The organism is Micromonospora sp. NPDC001898, assembly GCF_042891255.1.
Classification (GTDB): domain Bacteria; phylum Actinomycetota; class Actinomycetes; order Mycobacteriales; family Micromonosporaceae; genus Micromonospora.
In genome coordinates this window covers 54812-71794 of the sequence record NZ_JBIATC010000004.1, presented here as the reverse complement: position 1 = coordinate 71794, position 16983 = coordinate 54812, and the positions used below count along the sequence as shown (strand labels likewise).

The window sequence follows — 16983 nt, the reverse complement described above, 5'->3', positions numbered from 1 at the left end:
AGCGTGTGCAGGACGGCCCACGGAATACGGATCATCGTCGCGGCTCTCTTCGGAACCGTGCTGATCTGCGGTGCCGTCCTGCTCGATGCTCGCCTGAGCACCATTGTCGAGCAGCGGGTCAGCGAGGGGACAGCGGTGACCGGCCGGGTCGTGCAGGCAAACCGGCTCTGGCTCAGCCGTTCGTACTCGGTGACCCGGATGACCGTGGCGTACACCGTCGACGGGGTGGCGTACCAGGAGCGGTTCTCCAGCGAGCTCGACCAGGGTCGGCGCCACGCCGGGGAAGAGCTCACGGTGTACGTCGACCGAAACGATCCGTCCAAGGCAGCCACGGCTGAGGGGTACGCGACGGAGGACCTGCTGCTCCAGTTGCCCGACCTGCTCGGGGTTGCCGGGGGCCTGGCGATCGTGGCGGCGCTCGTCTGGATCAAGACGGGTCGCCACCCCGGTTCCCGGTGATCCGGAACGCCGCCGCCGAGGGGCCCAGGTTCAAATACGGCTCAGGTCACGGACATCGCTGCACATGCCCGTCGGCGGCCAGCGGCCGTCCGCGACGGTGAAGAACGCCATCCGGGTGCCGGTGACGCCAGAGCCAGCCGCGCAAGGTCGTCGAATGTGCCCCGGTCCACCATGCGTCGCCACCCGGCCCGGCCGCCGGGCAGCGCCGCACGGGAGGCGTACTCTGACCAGGCGTTCACCGCGCCTGGTCGCCCCTCCACCTGGCTTACGCCGCCGAGCGCGGTGGCCGCACAGGCGCTGAGCTGTGCCGAATTCAGAACTCGGGAAATGGTGACGGGAGCACATGGGCTACGTCCGGATCGGCGATGTCGACCTGTATTCGGAAGTCGTCGGCGAGGGAGATCCCGTCCTCCTGCTGCACGGTGGCTTCTGCTCCCTTGAGTCGATGCGGGCGCAGTCCGACGCGCTCGTGCCGGATCACCGGGTGTTCGCCTTCGAGCGTCCCGGGCACGGCCGGTCGGCCGACATCGACGGGGAGTACGGGTACGCGCGCGGGGTCGCCGACACCCTGGCCTACCTCGATGCCGTCGGCCTCGAATCGGCGCACGTCGTCGGTTACAGCGACGGCGCGATCATCGGGCTGCTGCTCGCCCTCGACCACCCGGAGCGGGTGCGCTCGCTGACCGCCATCAGCGCGAACCTCGACCCGTCGGCGTTCACGGACTCAGCGTGCCCCGTGCTCGACGCGCTCGAAAGGGAGCCAGGACCGGACGTCGAGCAGATGCACTACGAACGCCTGTCGCCGGACGGGCCGGAGCACGCGGACGTCGTACTCGCCAAGCTCTTCCGCCTCTGGCGGAGCGAACCGCACATCGACCCGGCCGAACTCACCCGGATCGCGGCGCCGGTGCTCGTGATGTCCGGCGACCGGGACACGATCCCGCCCGGCCACAGCCTGCTCATCGCCGCGTCGATTCCCGGCGCGCAGTTGTGCATCGTGCCGGGTACCACGCATGGCCTCGTCGCCGAGCGCCCCGAGCTGGTCGCCACGCTCATCCGTGCCTTCGTGCGGCGGGCCGCCGATCAGCCACGTGAGCGGCGCAGCAGCCAGACGAAATAGGGTGCGCCGACAAGGGCCATCATGAGCCCGGCGGGGATCTGCGAGGGGGCGATGAGCGTACGGCCGAGGGCGTCGGCGACGCAGACGAGCAGGCCGCCGAGCAGCATGGCGACCGGGATGATGCGCCCGTGCCGCACGCCGACGAGGTTGCGGGCGATGTGGGGAGCGACGAGCCCGACGAAGCCGACCACGCCGACCGCGATCACGCTCACCGCAGCCACGACCGCCGCGATCGTCAGCAGTGACAGTCGCGCGCCGTCCCGGCGGACGCCGAAGATCCGGGGGGTGTCCTCGTCGATCGCCAGGAGGTCGAGTTGGCGGCGCATTCCCAGCACCACGGGGGTCGCGAGGAGGAGCACGAGCGCGACCGGCAGTACGTCGGCGAAGGAACGCCCGTAGGTCGTGCCCGAGAGCCAGGTGAGGATGCGTGGCGTGTCCCACGGGTCGGCACGCAGGAGCAGGAAGGTGCTGATGTCGCTGAGCGCGTAGCCGCAGCCGATGCCGATGAGCAGGAAACGGTCGGGGAGGAGCCCTCCGCGCCACGCCAGCAGGGCGATGAGCGCGAAGGTGCCGAGTCCCATCGCGACGGCCGTGACGATGAGTGCGGGACGTCCGCCGGCCGCGCCCGAGGTCACCACGATCACCGCGCCGAGGCCGGCACCGGCGGTGATCCCGAGCACGCCCGGCTCGGCCAGCGGATTGCGTACCGTTCCCTGCACGACGGTGCCGGCCAGCGCGAGCGCCGCGCCGGCGACGACGGCCGCCGCGACCCGCGGGGCGCGGTCGTCGAGTGCCCGGCCGATCAGGTCCGGCGCGGAGCCCTGGAGCCAGAGCGCGATATCGCCGGCGCGTAGCCACAGGCTGCCGGCCAGCAGGCCGACCAGCACCGCCGCGACGAGCAGACCGGCCGCGACGACCACAACGGTGAGGAAGCGGCGGCGCGTACGGGTGGCGACGCGGGCCCGGGGCGCGACTCGCGCCGCTCTCGAATCGCGGAGCCGGAGCGCGAGGATCACGATGACTACGGCACCGAGCAACGAGGTCGGGATTCCGGTGGGAATCGAGGCGGCCGCCTGGGCGCCGAGAACCGCCCGGAGCACGTCGTCCGCGAGGAGCACCAGAAGTGCCCCGACCAGTCCGCAGGCCGGGACCAGGAAAACGTGCCGGCTCAGCACACCGATGCGGTTGGCCGCGAGGCGCACCACGACCGGCGCGGCGAGGCCGACGAAGGCGATGGGACCGGCCAGCGTCACCGAGATGGCCGTCAGCAGGACGGCGCAGAGCACCGCGACGACCCGGGTCGAGCGGATCGGCACGCCGAGCGAGGCGGCCGTGTCGTCGCCGAGGCCGAGCACGTCGAGTCGCCGGGCCAGCAGCACGGCGATGGCGAGCACGACGACGATGACCGGGACGGCGCGCATGGCGGCGTCGATGTTCAGCTGTGCGAGCGAGCCGCTGCCCCAGGCGTACAGCCCGGTGGTGCTCTCCTTGAACAGGATCAGCAGCATGGCGCTGGCCGCGTCGAGAGCCATCGCGACCGCCGAGCCGGCCAGGATCAGCCGCGTCGACCCGGTGCCCGAAGCGGTGCCGACGAGGCCGAGCACGAGTCCCGCGGCGAGCAGACCACCGCCGAAGGCCACGGCGCCCGAGGCCCACAACGGCACCGCGAGACCGAACGCGGCGACCGCGCACAGCGCGAAGTAGGACCCGGCGGTGACGGCGAGCGTGTCCGGGGCGGCCAGCGCGTTGCGGGTGACCGACTGGAGCAGCGCCCCGGCCACGCCGAGCGCCACGCCGACCGCGATCCCGGCAAGCATGCGAGGCAGGCGGGACCCGGTCAGCACGTCGGTGACCGGTACGCCGCCGACGTCCTCGCGCGCCCCGAGGAGATGGCGCAGCAGGTCCCAGAAGCCCACCCCGGAGGTGCCCTGCGTGACGTGCCACAGCCCGACAACGACGACTGCGACGAGCAGGACGGCCAGGACGGCCGCCCCGCTCGCGCCGCGACCGAGCCCGACGCCGGGCAGCCGCCGCGGCGCGGGGGTGTCGCTCACTTCCCGGTCAGGATCTTCACGTAGGCGTCGATCGCTTCCTCGTTCGACTTCGGGCCGCCGGCTCCCCAGACGCCCGCGGGGAAGGGGTACGCCCGGCCCTCCTTGACGGCCGGCAGCGCGGTCCAGATCGAGCTCTTGCGCAGTTCCTTGACGTAGCTGTCCGGGGTGTCGTCGTCGGAGTAGAACAGGTTCGCGCCCCCGACGGCGATGAGTCCCTCGATGTCGGTCTGCGCGAGGCCGTACGAGGGGTCGACGCCGCCGCTGCCGTAGGCCGCGTTGATCTTGTCGGTCCAGGCCGGAGTCAGGCCGAGCTGCTCGCCGAGCTCGGTGAACAGTGCGCCCTTGCCGTACGGGCGGATGACGACGTTGCCGCCTTCGATCCAGCCGTCGAAGAACAGGAAGTCCTTGGACTTGACGTTCGCGGCCTCGGCCGTCTTCCTGGCTGCGGCGAGGTGTTCGTCGAACTGCCGCAACACCAGATCGGCGCGCTCGGTGCGGCCGGTGGCCTGACCGATCATCGAGAACACCTTCTTCATGTTCTCGATCTGGCCTGAGACGTCGGCCCCGACCGTGGCGAGTACGGGGACACCGCGCTTCTCAAGCTTGGTGATCTGCTCATCGTCGGCCTTGAACGCCTCGACGATGATCAGATCGGGCTTCGTGGCGTACAGCGCGTCGAGGTCGGGCTCGCCGCGCTCGCCGGTGTTGACGACACTCGCCGGAAGCGGCTCCGCCTTGACGTAGGTGGCGTATCCCTTCGTGTCGGCGGCCGCGACCGGGGTGAGGCACAGCGTGAGCACGTCCTCGGTCTGCTGCCATTCCAGCACCGCGATCCGCTGGGCGGGCTTGGCGAGCTCGACGGTGCGGCCGACGCCGTCGGTCAGCGACACCGGGCCGGTCGATGTTGTCGTTTTGTCGTCGGCGCATGTCTGCGACGAGGGGGCGGTCGGGCTGCCGGCGGCGGGTTCGTCGACCTTCGTGGTGCCGCAGGCCGTGACCGTCACGGCGATCGCGGTGAGCGTCGCGGCGGTGGCCGCGAGGCGGGTGCCAAGGATCATGCGAGTTCTTCTCCTGGGTTGACGTTCCGATGCCTTGCGGGATGCCGCCCGACCGGGTCGATGCGAAGGCGGCCGGTGCGTGGGTCGACCTCGACCTCCACGCGCAGGTCGTAGACCTCGCCGATGTGCTCGGCGGTGAGCACGTCGAGCGGGTCGCCCGCGGCGTGAATGCGCCCGGCGCGCATGAGGATCAGCGTGTCCGCGACGCGTGCGGCGTGGTCGAGATCGTGCAGCACGACGCCGACGGCGACGCCGTGCTCGTCGACGAGATCCCGGACCAGGTCGAGCGTCTCGATCTGGTAGCGCAGGTCCAGATGGTTCGTCGGCTCGTCGAGGAGCACGACGCCGGTCTCCTGAGCCAGGCAGGCGGCCAGCCACACGCGCTGTAGCTCGCCACCGGAGAGCTCGCCGACCGGCCGCTCGGCCATGTCCTGCACGCCGGTGACTTTCATCGCGCGCCCGACCGCCTTCCGGTCCGCCACGGACGGGCCGGCGAAGCGGCGCCGGTGCGGATGGCGCCCGAACGAGACGACCTCGTGCACCGTGAGCCCGTGGGGGGCCTGACGCGACTGTGTGAACAGCGTGACCTCCCGCGCGAACTGACGCACGCTGAGCAGCGACACTGCGCGCTCCGGCTGCCCGTCACGGTGGCCGAGCAGCACCTCGCCGCCATCCAACCGATGCAACCGGGCAAGGGCTCGCAGCAGCGTCGACTTCCCGCTGCCGTTCGGCCCGACCAGCGCCGTCACGCGACCGGGCGCCAGCACCACCGAGACGCCGTGGACCACCGCCGTTTTTCCGTAGCGCAGCACCAGCTGTTCACCACGCAGGACGGCCGCCGCTGCCGAGCTGGCGGCCCCTTGCCGATCGGCGAGGGGCTCAATCGTCACGGGCATCGATCGGCTCCGAATCACGGGGTGGCAGGCGCAGCACGCCCGGGACGAGGCAGGCCAAGTAAGGGTTGCCTTGCCTAACGGAGGCTAGGTGATGTTCAGGGTGCCGGCAATCCTGCACCCAGGACAGGCGATACGGATTCCGGACATCAAGCACGAGACGAGGGCATGCCGGTGAGCAGTCCGGGAGTCGTCTTGATCACTCACCGGACAGCGGACAACCTTCGCGTTCGAGTAAGCGATCGAGGTGCCCCGGCCTCTGGCCGGGGCACCTCGCGTTTTCTATGGGTTGATCATTTTGGGGGGGTTGTCCGGTTATCGGTCGATGCCGAGATAGCGGGCGAGGTGCAGGACGATCTCCTGGGTGTACGGGGTGAGCCGGTACAGCTTCTTGGTGAGGACCTCGGCGGTGGCGGTGTTGAGGTTGGCGAGGCTGGCGGTGTTCGCCGGGTTGTCCTTGATGTCGGGTTCGACGGCTTGGATCAGGTCGTAGATGCTGCTGAAGCCTTCGCGTTGTAGCGCCTTGGCCAGCGATGCCGGGGCGGTGGCGGTGGCGGCGGCCGGGTCGAGCAGGCGGCTGACGAAGGTGACCCGGTGGAAGACGCGCCAGCAGGGTGGTTTCTGGTCGGACTGGTTGGCTTGGCGTAGGGCGGCGGCCTGTGGGGAGGTGGCGAGCCAGAGCGGGTCGACGATTTTGCCGAAGAAGTCTTCGAAGTTGTCCTTGGTGACGTCGAGGTAGAAGCTCATGAAGCGGTAGGCGTCGACCCGGCCGGGGACCGTGACGGGTTGGTTGGTGGCCGGGTCGTAGACGGGGGTTTCACCGTTGCTGTAGCGCTGGAGGTCACGGCCGCCGGTGCACTCGACCTCCAGCCCGAACGTCTTCGTGGCCTCCTTCGCCCTGGTGCGGGTGACGCTGCTGCCGCCGCCGATGCTGGCCTCGAAGCCCATCTTCGCGCCGCCGGCGGCTCCCTTGAGCTCGAACATGCCGCCGCCGCTGAGGGTGCCCTTGATCGAGTAGGAGCCGCCGGTGGTCTCGGTGACCGAGTCGGTGGTCTGGGTGGATTCGGCGAAGAAGCCGCCGCCGGCGGTCCAGATGTAGGTGTTGGCCAGGTTGCGCCGGGCGGAGGATCGGTTTGTCAGTTCCTTGGCCTTCTCGGCGGTCCGGTCGGGGGCGTGGGTCTCGGTGGACACCGAGTCGTAGTAGCTCTGTAGCTGCTGGGTCTGGCGCTCGATGCGGCGCTTGAGGGCGTAGGCCTCGCGGGGTTTGAAGTAGCTGTACTCGGCGCCGTCACCGGCGGTGGGGTAGTGGGCGGGGTCGGCGAAGGGGCCGGTCAGCCCGTAGCCGACGAGCCCGTCGAGGGTGCCCTGTTTGGTGTACAGCGGGTTGATCTGGAACTCGATGATGTTCCAGTCCCGGGGGATGTCGGGGTTGGGCACCATCCGGTAGGCGACCAGCGCGCCGGTGTGCGCGAGGCGCAGTGCGAACACGTCGGCGGTCTCCGACTGGACCAGGGCGTAGCCGGTGTTGGCCGGCAGCCACCGCTGGCCGGCGGCCGGGTTCAGCGGGCGGGTCGGATCCTCCCACGCGCCGCCGAGCGCGACGGTGCTGGTGCGGGCGGTGTTGCTGCTCTCGGACACCTCGGCGTCGCTGGTCCAGCCGTTGGAGTAGTCGAGGCCGAATTCGAGGTTGCCCTCCATGGCGAGCTTGACCAGCGGTTGCGCGGTGCCGAAGCCGAGGGGGGCGGTGATCGACAGTACGTCCGCCGAGACCTCCCAGGAGAACTTCATCTTCGCCGAGACGTCCATGCTGGTCTCCCGACTGGACGACAGCGTGTTGGTGACCTCCTCGGCCTGGGTGAAGGAGACCTTGGTGGCGTCGACGTAGTCGTCGGTGCCCGGACGTCTGACCAGGTTCTCGGAGGGGACCGGCGGTGCCCCCTCGATGTAGCCGACGAGCTGCGGGTCGAACTGGGCCTGGCCGACCCACGTGCTGACCAGGTTGCCGATCTTGTAGCCGGTGACCAGGTGCCAGCGGCCGCCCTGCTGGTAGGAGTAGCAGCGTTTCATCACGCCCTGTACGCCCCGGTCCGGGATCCGTTGCACGTCGGCGTACTCGGCGATCGCGGGAGAGCCGTCGATCAGCTCGTGGAAGGCGGTACGGATGCCGGTCAGCGCCGAACGGACCTCGGCGGTGTCGGTGGAGATGGGCGCGGTGGAGAGTACGACGGCGGGCTCGCTGCCGGCGGCGGCGGTCAGGTGGTTGCCCCGGGGGCCGGCGTCGAGGACCGGGGCACCGGCGGCCGTGGACGCGGCGTCGAACGGGTAGTAGCAGACGAGGTCCTCGGTTTCCCCGCGTAGTCGGGTGAAGACGTTGTCGAGGATCTGTTCGCCGGTCCGCGCGGTCTGCCACACCCGGATCTCGTCGAGGGTGCCGGCGAAGGCGTCCTGGAGGGTTCCGTCGGCGGCGGTGCGGCCACCGACGGTGAACTGCTCGGGTCCGTAGCCGGTGGTCACCACCGCGTCCGTGGCAGGTACCGGGTCGGCGGGGGTCGGCTCGCCGTTGCAGTAGAGGCGGAACCGGTTGTCGCCCGGGTTGGGTGTCTTGACCCAGCTCACGCCGTGCAGCCTGCCGGTGTAGCTGCCGGCGGCGTCGGTGGTGGTGTTCCCGGTGTCCTCCGGGAACGTCCACCGGGCGACCAGTCCGGGCGTGCTTTCGGTGACCGCCGCGCCGATCTTCGCCGCCTCCCGGGCCACGTTCCACAGCCGTACCTCGGTGAGCACGCCACGTAGCCCGTGACCGGTCCGGCCGACCCGGTGGCGGCCGATCTCCAGGACCTCGTCGTTGCCCGTCGGCACCGGACCGGTGAGGGTGGCGGTGCCGGCCCCCGCGCCGTTGACGTAGAACTGGATGTCGAACGCGTTCAGGTTGCCGGGGTTGGGTTTGCGGGTGACCGCGACCCGGGTGAACACGCCCGCCTGCAATTTCGTGGTGGAGACGGCGACGCCGGGCTGGGTGGGCGCGGTGTTCTCGTAGGTGAAGGCCAGCGCCCCGTCGGGCTGGACGTAGAGGGCGTACGGCACGGTCCCGCCAGCGCCGTCGGCCAGCCCACCCTTGCCGACCAGTCCCTGGGTGTGACCCAGGGTGTCCAGCCGCAGGGCGACCTCGATCGTCAGATCGTTGGTGACGTCGAGGGCGTCGGCGCGGCCGGCGTCCAGCCAGGCGGCGCCGTCGAACCGCAGCGCCCAGTCCTGCTCGAACACCGCCGCCAGATGGCCCCACTGTCCGGCCGGGTAGACGTCCCGGCCGCGCACGAGCTGGTCGCCCACCCCGGCGAGGATCCGGTACCCGGGAAAGTTGGAGCCGACGACCCGGGGGTTCCCGACGATCGTCGCGTTGTTGCCCCGCCCGGTCAGATCGCTGGTCTGCCGGCCGGGGAAGTTCCAGTAGCCGAGCAGGCCGGTCTCCCGCCCGGTCAGCCGGCGGTCCTTGTCCGCCCGCAACTCCTCCGCCGTACGGACCCGGCCCCAGATTCGTATCTCATCCAACTGGACATACGCCCTTTGACTGCCGATGGCATTCTGGGCGAGCACGAGTTTGCCGGTGCCGGCGAAGTGCCCGATGGCGGTGCGGCGGCCGACCTCGACGCCGTCGCGGTAGATGATCTGGTTGCGGTTGGTGCCCTCGCGGTCGTACACGCACGCCCAGTGGTGCCAGTTCAGATCGCTGTAGGAGGTCGAGACGTCCAGGTCATCGTTCCAGAAGGCCATCGTGAAGCTGTTGCCGGCGCGGAACCCGATGTGTAGGCCCTTGTCCGTCTCGGCTGTCGTACCGAGGCAGACGATGAAGTCGTCCCGCCCGGTCGCCAGGCGCCGGGCCCAGAACTCCACGGTGAAGGAAGCGCCGGCCAGGTTGATGCCGGTGCCGCAGTCGAGGTGGTCGTTGCTGCCGTTGAACTCCAGCGCGGAGAGGTAGGGCGTGCCGGAGACGCCGAGGGTGTAGCGGGTGGCCGGGGTGCCGGGCAGGTTGGCGTGCACGACGCGGCTCTGCGTACCGGCGAAGCCCGGGTTGGCCCACGTCTCCACGGTGAGGTCGCCGGGCATCCCCGCCCCGGCGCGCTGGCCGGCCGGAAGAGCGAGCCGCTTGCTGCCGTCGAAGGCGAACGCCCGCCCGGGGGCGTGACCCAGCCACCGGTTGCCCCGGCCGGCGACCAGATCGGTGGCCGTGCCGTCGGGTACGACGCCGGTGGCCGCCCCGGCGTCGACCGCGACGATCAGCGAGCCACGGTCCAGTCGCGTTCCGGGGCGGCTCGCAATGGCGGAGGTGTAGTCGTAGCCGGCCATGCGTACCGGCGCGCCCGGCGGCGCCGTGGCCGGGCTCGCGGTCAGGGAGAGGGCGGTGGCGGAGGCGGACGCGGGGTCCCGGAGCTGGTAGACCGTCCCGGCCACGTCGACCCGGGTGCCCGCCGGCAGCGCCGTGGCGAGCGGCGCGGCGAGGGTCACGGTGCTGGCCTGGACCGAGGCCACCGTGCCCAGCGGGTCCCCGATCGGGGTGCCGTTGAGGACGGCCGCGAACCGGTCGGCACGCCTCGGCACCGCGCGGAACGTCTCGGTCTGGGTCGTGCCGTTCACCGCGCGGGTGACCACCACGGTGCACTGCTCGGCGTTCGGGCCGGCGGAGACGGTGATCCCCAGCTCGGGCAGGTTGACCCCGGTGTCCCGGCTGGTCAGCAGCAGCCGGCCGGACGGCAGGGTGATCTGCTTGGCCGCCCGGGAGGCGGTGACGTCGTAGTAGGCGGAGAAGAACTGCCCGTCGGCACCGCGGAAGTACAGCGCCACCTCCCCGGTCGCACTGTCGATCAGGACCGGGCTGTTCCGGCTCCACGCGAAGGCCAGCACGGCGCCGAAAACGCTCAGGCCGGTGTTGTCGACGGCGACCGTCGGCATCGCCAGTGTCACGTCGTCGCCGCCCTGCAACCCGCCGCTGAGCGCGGCGAGCGCAGCCTGCCTGTCCGCCAGCGACGTCTGGTCCCGGGCCAGTTGAGCCCTCGCGTCCTCCTGCGAGCGGACCGCGGCGTCGTAAGGCGCGGCTGCCGAGCCCCGCGCCGACAGCAGCTCGCTTGCCCGGGGCGAACGGTCAAGCGGCGAAATCCAGTGTCCCTCGTCGTAGCAGTAACCGGAGTTCACGAAGTTGCGGTACCTGTTGTCCCAGTACTGGTACCCCGGGAGGTACTGCCGCACGGCCTGGTCCGCCTGCTCAAGCGCACGCTGGTCCGAGATGACCTTCGCCTGTGCGGCCGTGACCGCCTCCTGGGCCGCGCTGAGCACGTCCATGTCCTTCGTCGGGTCGGAACGCCCGATAGTGGACAGCGCGACCGACCGGGGCACCTGCGCGAGCCGGCCGTCGGCCGCGAGTGCGAGATCGAGCGTGGCGAGTAGCGGATTGCCGCCCGGAGTGACGGCGTCGACCGTGGGGCAGGCCAGCAGGAGCCGCGCCTGCCGCTTGGTCGGGCCGGGCTGGTCGGCGTAGCCGACGACGGTCTCCTCCTGCTGGAAGTACAGCACTGCGGCCACCCCCGAACCCGGTGACCGGCCCGCGAAGCCGAAGGTCTCCCGGGACAGCCCCGGGCTGTCCCCCACCGGCGCCCCCGAGGTCACCCACGCCGCGTTGCCCCGCACGGTCGCGTGCAGCCCGGCGTCGGTGTGGTCCGCGACGCCGGTCCCGGCGCCCTCGTCGAAGCGGTAGTAGGCGACCAGCCCCGGCTCGACCCCGGCGAGCCGGCGACGGACGTCGCGGGCCAGATCGGCGGCCGTCCGCGCCCGGCTCCAGATCCGTACCTCGTCGACGTCACCACGGAAGAACTCGGCGGCGCCGGTCCCCGACGGCCGGGCGCCGACGTACGTCGCCACCCCGGAGGCAGCGGACGGGGTGAACGACAGCGGGCCACCGGCCACCTCGACGCCGTCGACGTACAGCCGGCCGTTCACGCCGGTGCCGCCGCTGAACACCGCCGCGACGTGGGTGTACCGACCGGTCGGCAGCACCCCGTTGGGCGAGGTGAGCGTGTTGCCGGCGCCCGGATGTTGAGTCAACACCAGCGCACCGGTGGTACTCATCCACAACCTGAACGACCCCGCCTGCGTCCCGTCCCCGGCCGCCACGATCACCCCACCGGCGGCGGCCGGGTTGACCCCCGCCTCCACCGTGTACGCGTCCCGCAGCCGCGCGCCGGGCGCGCTCCCCAGGTCAAGGTAGTCGTCCTGACCGTCGAGGCGCAGCGCGGTCCCGGCCCGGTCGGTCGGCAGCGGCACCGGCACCATCGGCTTCTTGGTGAACGGGTCCACGCCGGGCTCGCGCTCCAACACCGAGGCGGCGTACCTCGGGTCCGGACTGGTGTAGAACTGGGTGCCCGCCAGGTTGAACAGCCCGTCGTCGGACCGCTCGACGTTGAACGAGTCGATCCGACCGGTCGCCGTGTTCACCGAGAACAACTGCCACCGCAGGACACCGTCGACCTGGGTGGGCAGCAGCAGCACCGCAAACCTGCCCTCGGTGACGTTACGGACGAAGCAGAGCTGCCGGGTGGGCTCGTAGAACGGGTTGCCGTCCAGGTCCCGGGTGCCCAGGTTGTCGCTGCTGGACGCCGGGGAGGTCTTGCTCCGGCTGCGCCGGTAGCGCACCTCCAGCACCGGCTTGACCGTCGCACCTACCTGCACGAACCGGTCGCAGAGCACCGTGTTGGACACCACCGGCACCTTGGCCCCGTCCGCCTGGGTGTAGTCCGTCCGACCCGCGTCCCCGGAGGCGCCGCCACCGGCCAGCCGGAACAGCGCGTCCGGGTGCGTCGCGTCGACCGACTGACGGAACAACAGCAGGTACCTGCCGTCCGAGACGACCTGGAACGGCGCCTGAACGCCCAGCCGGGCCGTGCTGGACAGGAACGGATCCAGGTCCTCGGACTGGACCCGCGTGCCGGCAGGCACCTCGGCCCGCCCGCCGAGCCGTACCGCCGGCACACCGACCGTCTCGCCGCCGCCGAATCCGACCTCGGTCAGCTCACCCGGGAAGGTGAGCAGCGGCGGGTTGTCGTTCCAGTACGAGCTGTCGATCTCACCCCGCTCGCGGTTGCCCAGGTCCAGGTTCAGCACGTTGTAGTAGATGCGCCGGGAGTCGTCCATCGCGAACGCCACCGTTGTGCCCTGGTGGCGCACCGTCGTCGTATACACGTAGGTCCGGTCGCTGTACACCCTGACGAGATTTTTGTTCGACATCCTCTACCTCAAGTCGATGGATCACGGCTGTGGGCGCGGAAAAGCTGCGATCGGCCCGGATGGAGTCCGGGCCGTCCTTCGGAACATGAATCGGATCGGCTTCCGTCTACTGAGCCGGATCCCTTTGAGCTGCGCGAGGCCGGTGACGACGTCCGTAAGCCGTGCGGCAGTACGGACAGCTATCCGGAGCATCGCTCTGGAAGCTTCGGTACCGGCTCGTGCCGGAGTCGATCCGGCGCCATTCCGACCTGCTCGGGCCTACGGGTTCACGGGGCGGTCGGGCTCGCCGTCGCCCCGTACGACCACCGGCCGTCCGACGTGTCCGGAGGTCGTGGTGTGACCGCAGACCGGCGGATCCGTCCGGGCGGAACTCCGTCGAGAAGGTCAGGCGACGGGACCGCAGCTCGACAGGGCTCCGAGGACGGAGGTACAGCCGACGGCGGCGGTGTTGTTGCCGGGTACCGGGTCGAGGCTGGTGGTGCTGGCGGTGTGGGCAAAGCGGTACGAGCCGATGGTCAGGAGCGTGAAGCTGACGGTGATGTCGGTGTCGTAGTTGACACCGGTGAGCAGTTGGCTGTTCGCGGTACAGGTGACCGAGTTGGTGCCGGCACCGGTGCAGGTCGCCCACGACGCCGAGACCGACGAGAACACCGCGTTGCTGGCGCCGGCGGTCTGGCTGAGAGTGAACTGCGCGTCGTCGGCCGCGCCCGGACCGTTGTTGACCACGCGGACCTGATAGGACACCGAGGTCAGCCCGGTGGCGCCCCCGCTGACGAACGCGCGGACGTCGGCCGGGGGCGGCGTCACCGTCACCGTCGGGCCGATCTTCTTCCCGTTGGTTGTGCCGCTGCTGGAGAAGAACTGCGCGGCGGCCTTGAAGTCCCCGGGCAGCGTCGCAAGGTCCACGGTCAGACTGAGGGTGTAGGAGAACGCCTCGCCGTTGGCCAGGTTCGGCAGGGCCAGCCGGTACACCGAACCGACCTCGGAGCAGGTCGGCCCGCCGGCGCAGGCGACGAACGTCGTGTACGAGGGCAGAGTGCCGGTGGTGCCGCCGGTGCCGTTGCTCGCGCTGATGTCGATCCGGGCGCCGGTGTAGTTGCCGTTGGACGTACCGGCGACGGTGATGTCGAACCCGGTGCTCGCGGGCACGGTTGTCGGGGTCGCGGTGACGGTCAGGGCCGGATGGGCCTGGGCGGCGGACGGAACCATGATTGTTGCCACCGTAGCCAGCAGGGTGATCGCGGCGAGCCTCACGAACCTCGAACGCTTGGCGCTCATGTCACTCCCCGGTCTGAAGGTGAAGATCGACCGGCGAATCGTCACACGGCGCACATCATCAGCGACAGGGAGTGAATCAGCCTTGCGGGCAGCAGCACACTGAGACCATCGTCACATGTAGTGCATGCTTCGTGATGGTGAGTGATCGAACGTTTGTCGGGGGGATCGGGCGATCCCGACGAAACCTGTCGTCGGAGCCGTAAGGGAACCGCCCTGGGCCAGCCGCCCGATCATCTACTCCATCCGGGGCCGGGGTTCGCGAGCACCAACCTGCAACCGCTCCATCAGGGCGAATTCCTGGTCAGGCCGAGCATCCGCCCAGCTGGACCCGGGCGGAGGCGTGATCAAGCCGGGCAGGTTCGTCCCCCGCCGGGGCACCTCAAAGATCAGTAGGCCGGGGGTTGACGTGTAGCAGCATGAGGGCGGTGTCGTCGACGGCGTGACCGCCGGCGTATCCGGCCGCGTCCTTCGACAGCCGGGCCAGGGTGTTGGTGGCGTCGGCACCGTGGGTGGCGGCAAGCGCCTGCACGAGGCGGTCCTCGCCGAACATGGGCCCCTGGCCGCAGTCCCGGGCTTCGGTGATGCCGTCGGTGTAGAGCAGCAGCGCGTCGCCGGGGTTCAGGTGGAACGCGGTTTCCTTCAGGTGCTCTCTACCGAGTCGCATCAATGGGCTCAGCAGGATCCCTGCCGCGTCGAGTGGTTCCACGGTTCCGTTCGCGCGGCGGATGAGGGCCGGTGGGTGTCCGGCGCTGGCGTAGTGCCCGCTGATGCCGTCGCCGGATGGGCGGAAAGTGGCGAGCGCGGCGGTGAGGAACCGGTCGCTGACCTTCTGCTCCAGCATTGCCTCGTGCAGGCGGTGCAGGACCAGGCTGGGCCGGGCGTGCTGGGTGGCCTCGGCGCGGATCGTGTACCGGGCCAGGGCGGTCACCTTCGCGGCGTCGATGCCCTTGCCGCACACGTCACCCATCACGGCGCACCATGCTTTGCCGCGGGTGCGGAACAGGTCGTAGAAGTCGCCGACCACGTCCGCGCCGGCCACACCGGTGGTGTCGGCCGGCAGGTGTACGGCGGCGACGTCCATGCCGGGCGCGATCGGCATCCGTGGTGGCAGGAGGCTGTCCTGCAGGGTCCGGGCGAGCGCCGAGGAGGCGTCGCCTGCGGTGCGGGCGTCGTGCAGCGCCTGGCGCAGGGCGATCTCGGAGGTCACCGAACGGGCCAGGATCCGCAGCGCCTCGCGCTGCGGCTCGGTGAAGGGCCGGGCTGCGTCGTCCACCACGCAGAACCCGCCGAGTACCTGTCCATCCGGTGATAGCACCGGGTAGCCGGCCCACGCGCCGATGCCGAGCACGCCGACTGCGGCCAGATCCTTGATCCGAGGATCGGTGACGGCGTTCTCGGCGATCAGCGGCTCGCCGGTGCCGATCAGGATGTGGCACGGGCTGTCCCGGATGTCGTTTTCCCGGCCGGCTGTCGGTTCTATGCCAATCGCGCTCTTCCAGAACGACCGGCGGCCGTCCGCGACGGTGAAGAACGCCATCCGGGTGCCGGTGACAGCCAGAGCCAGCCGCGCGAGGTCGTCGAACGTGCCCTCGGCGGCGGTGTCCAGCAGCCCAGAGGCGGTGACCGCTGCCAGTCGTGCCGGGTCGAACACGGCCTGTGGCAGCTCGCCCGCCGCCGGAGGGATGGCCTCCTTGACCATCATGCTGTTCCTCCTGCCGCTGTCGCTTTCAGGCGCCGCTCCCGTTCCCGTGTTCCGAACTGAGGTGAAGAGTAGTGCCCCGCCCAGGCGATGGACAGGACGCAGAACACCACGCGGGCGAGTGCCTCGCCGCCCTCCGCATCGACACCGCCATACTGCTTGGCCGGGACGTGCAACCCGCCGATGTGGTCGAGCGGAACGGGGGCGTCAAGCGGATCCGGGCGGCGCTGTCGACGTACGAGCCGGCAGGCGGCCCGCCGCCCCGTCCTGCCGACCGAGCGGCTCGCCCGCGAGGTCACGCACGCGTGGACCGCCTTCAGCACGCCCGCTACCCGCAGGCGATCGACCTGCTGCCGCAACTGCTGACCGACGCGCGCGTCTCCCGCACTTCGACAGACGCTCTGCGTGGGTGCGCTGCGCGTCGCCCGGCAGCGTGTCCTGGCAGCAGTCGAGCGCTACCGCCACCACCGAAACCCGATCGCCGCTCCGACGACGAGCGGAGATCGGGTAGATCTTGGAAGATTTGGGCCCCTGGAGGGGCCGTTTGCTTCCAAGGTCTACCAGTTCCGGGATCGGCGCCGGGCCGGGTGGGCGCGCACGATCCGTTCGATCGTGACCGCTGTACGGGCCAGGGCCATGTCAGGCGTTCGCCGGCGCTCCTCCGCACAGGGGGCAGACCTGACAGCCCGCAGCGGGCGGGCCCCGGCGAACCCCGCGCGCCGAGCCGAAGTAGGCCGACCTCGACACGGGCTCGGACATGCCGGAACACCTCGGACGACGCCCGATCCGGCGCGCTCGCCGCCGGCTCGGCACGAACTGCTCATCGCCATGGCCGACCGGGCCTGCCTACATCGCCCGAGACCCCAATGCGCACGCCAGCGCCGCCGAGTACACGCGAGTCGCGCTGTCCGTTCCCGGCCACGGACTGCCCTCTCCATACTCAGCGCGTCTCGCCGAAAGGCTCACCACCGCCGGGGCCGCCGAGTTCGCGGCGGATGAAGTCGAAGATCTCGGCGTCGGTCGCGTCGTCCAGGGTCTGCGTGACCGGCTTCTCCTCGACCGGCGGCCGGGGGGGGGGGGCGCCCGCCGGCCCCCCCCCACGACCCGCCCCCGGCGATCCGTCGCCCGCAGTCAGGCCGCCGGCGGGAGGACC

At 70.7% G+C, this 16983-nt stretch carries 9 protein-coding genes; 2 read left to right on the top strand and 7 right to left on the bottom strand.

The features are described 5' to 3' along the window. Positions 1 to 3: 3 nt before the first annotated feature. Positions 4 to 459 carry a DUF3592 domain-containing protein gene (locus tag ACFYZF_RS11205; protein WP_387018470.1) on the top strand — a complete coding sequence of 152 codons (456 nt, stop codon included), beginning with the start codon at positions 4 to 6 and terminating at the stop codon, positions 457 to 459. A gap of 343 nt (positions 460 to 802) precedes the next feature. After that, on the top strand, positions 803 to 1579 hold the full coding sequence (locus ACFYZF_RS11200) for an alpha/beta fold hydrolase (protein ID WP_387018467.1): 777 nt from the start codon (positions 803 to 805) through the stop codon (positions 1577 to 1579). Here the strand turns inward: ACFYZF_RS11200 and ACFYZF_RS11195 are convergent. The 7 genes from ACFYZF_RS11195 to ACFYZF_RS11165 all read right to left on the bottom strand — a co-directional run. Beyond that, positions 1543 to 3633 carry an iron ABC transporter permease gene (locus ACFYZF_RS11195; protein ID WP_387018465.1) on the bottom strand — a complete coding sequence of 697 codons (2091 nt, stop codon included), beginning with the start codon at positions 3631 to 3633 and terminating at the stop codon, positions 1543 to 1545. The two genes, ACFYZF_RS11200 and ACFYZF_RS11195, sit on opposite strands and share 37 nt — an antisense overlap. Beyond that, positions 3630 to 4691, bottom strand: coding sequence for an ABC transporter substrate-binding protein (locus ACFYZF_RS11190; RefSeq protein WP_387018462.1), 1062 nt, complete (start codon positions 4689 to 4691; stop codon positions 3630 to 3632). Before ACFYZF_RS11190 ends, ACFYZF_RS11195 begins: the two co-directional genes overlap by 4 nt. Then, entirely contained in the window at positions 4688 to 5587 is a 900-nt protein-coding gene (locus ACFYZF_RS11185) for an ABC transporter ATP-binding protein (RefSeq protein ID WP_387018460.1), read from the bottom strand. The genes ACFYZF_RS11190 and ACFYZF_RS11185 overlap by 4 nt, the downstream gene beginning before the upstream one ends. A 312-nt stretch (positions 5588 to 5899) precedes the next feature. Next, positions 5900 to 12853, bottom strand: a complete 6954-nt coding sequence (locus ACFYZF_RS11180; RefSeq protein ID WP_387018457.1) for a LamG domain-containing protein — start codon at positions 12851 to 12853, stop codon at positions 5900 to 5902. A 384-nt stretch (positions 12854 to 13237) separates the two neighbouring features. Further along, the gene (locus ACFYZF_RS11175; RefSeq protein ID WP_387018454.1) at positions 13238 to 14131 is read right to left on the bottom strand and encodes a hypothetical protein; all 894 of its coding nucleotides are present in this window, start codon (positions 14129 to 14131) and stop codon (positions 13238 to 13240) included. 379 nt (positions 14132 to 14510) lie between these two features. Next, a complete protein-coding gene (locus ACFYZF_RS11170; RefSeq protein WP_387018452.1) occupies positions 14511 to 15833 on the bottom strand; it encodes a PP2C family protein-serine/threonine phosphatase in 1323 nt (440 codons plus the stop codon). A gap of 937 nt (positions 15834 to 16770) precedes the next feature. After that, positions 16771 to 16983 (bottom strand): hypothetical protein (locus ACFYZF_RS11165; protein ID WP_387018449.1); only part of this gene is annotated, 213 nt, incomplete at its 5' end.